The sequence below is a fragment of the Aeromonas sp. R1-1 genome (genome assembly GCF_040908495.1).
Taxonomy (GTDB): domain Bacteria; phylum Pseudomonadota; class Gammaproteobacteria; order Enterobacterales; family Aeromonadaceae; genus Aeromonas; species Aeromonas veronii.
On sequence record NZ_JBFODV010000185.1, the window covers coordinates 1 to 1,379 of the forward strand.

The 1,379-nt window shown below is 61.9% G+C and carries 2 protein-coding genes and 1 pseudogene; all 3 read right to left on the reverse strand.

Translation table 11 applies throughout. The features are described 5' to 3' along the window. Positions 1-94, reverse strand: a pseudogene (locus AB5Y92_RS11285) (agmatine deiminase family protein); the annotation flags it as partial. A gap of 2 nt (positions 95-96) precedes the next feature. After that, positions 97-693 (reverse strand): DoxX family protein, encoded by a 597-nt coding sequence (locus tag AB5Y92_RS11290; protein WP_005347058.1) that lies wholly within the window; start codon positions 691-693, stop codon positions 97-99. Beyond that, the coding region (locus tag AB5Y92_RS11295) for a putative DNA-binding domain-containing protein (RefSeq protein WP_368226797.1) at positions 690-1,379 on the reverse strand (690 nt) is incomplete at its 5' end. The genes AB5Y92_RS11290 and AB5Y92_RS11295, both read right to left, overlap by 4 nt.

A 1,379-nucleotide genomic window follows, 5' to 3' on the forward strand; every position in this document is an offset into this window, starting at 1 on the left:
TCTGATCATCAGTCCAGTGCAGGGCCACTTCACCCGGACGGACGAAGCAGCACATGTTGTCGATGTGGCCGTCGGTTTCATCCATGTAGACGCCTGTTACACGCCTGCTTTGCCGGTCACGGCACGCTTGAGCCAGTAGTCGAGGCTGACGTAACGGCCCCCGCCGTAAACCAGCAGCACCAGCAGCATCACAAAGTAGGTGGCGGCAAACTCCATCCCGTTGTTGAGCATCACGGGATCACCCAGCTCAGTGATGTAGTTGTAGCGACCGGGGAAGTTGGCGGCCAGCCACTCGATAAAGCCGTTGAGGCGCAAGGTAGCCTCCATACTGCCGGTAGCGATGGCGTCCCAGCCGTGCTTCCAGTGCACCATGGCACTCGCCACGCTCATCAGGAAGATGGTGGGAATGGCCATGATGCGGGTAAAAAGGCCAAGGGCAATGCAGATGCAGCCCAGCACCTCGGTGCCCGCCGCCAGAAAGGCGAGCAGGGTCGGGAACGGCAGGTTGAGCCCCCCTTCCGAGACCGGGGCACCAAACCAGGCGACGGTGCCGGCAAAGCCCATCACCTTGGAGTGGGCCCCCACATAGATGACCGGAATGAGATAGAGGCGAATGGCCAGCAGGGCCAGAAAATCGAGCCGCTTGCACTGGGCCACCGCCCGCTCGTACCACTGGATCAGGGTGTTGTTCATGGGAATTCTCCTTGGTGTTTGCTAAATGGATGCAAGGGGGCGCCGGGCTGGCGCTCGCCAACGGGCAGGGTCAGCAGACCCAGCCGGTAAAAATGGCGTGCCCACTCGATCAGATCAAAGTCGCGGCGAACCTGTTGCACCTGTTGCAGGAACGCGGCTTGGGTGATCCCCGGCTGCTGTTGCAGCAGCTGGATCAGCGCCACGTCCCATTCGCGCAACCGCTGGGTCACTACCTGATGATCCGGACTGCGAAACAGGCCATAAAAGTGGTTGCCCTGCCGGGTCGGCACCACGCCGCTGCGACGAATGGCAAAGGGGAGTTCAAGCAGTTGCAGGGTAGGATTGAGCACAAACGAACTCTCCGCCGTCACCTCCTCCACCTGTAGCACTTGCGGTACCACCCCTTCATCAATCTCGACACAGAGGTAGGCCCACTCGTACTCCAGCAGCGCCAGCCGCTGCCTGGGCCAGTTGAGAGAGCCCTCGCCGTGGCGATGCTGCACATAGCGGACAAACTCGGTGGCGATATGGTGAAACTCGGGGGCCTCGGCGCCGTGCGCGATGACAAAGCCCTCCACCAGTTGCCACCTGTCCACCGGCGCCCAGTGAGCGTGGGTGAGCGGAAAGGCGCTCTCCAGCACCGACTCCACATTGGCGCGCACGCTGCGGGCATAGTGGCTGGCGAT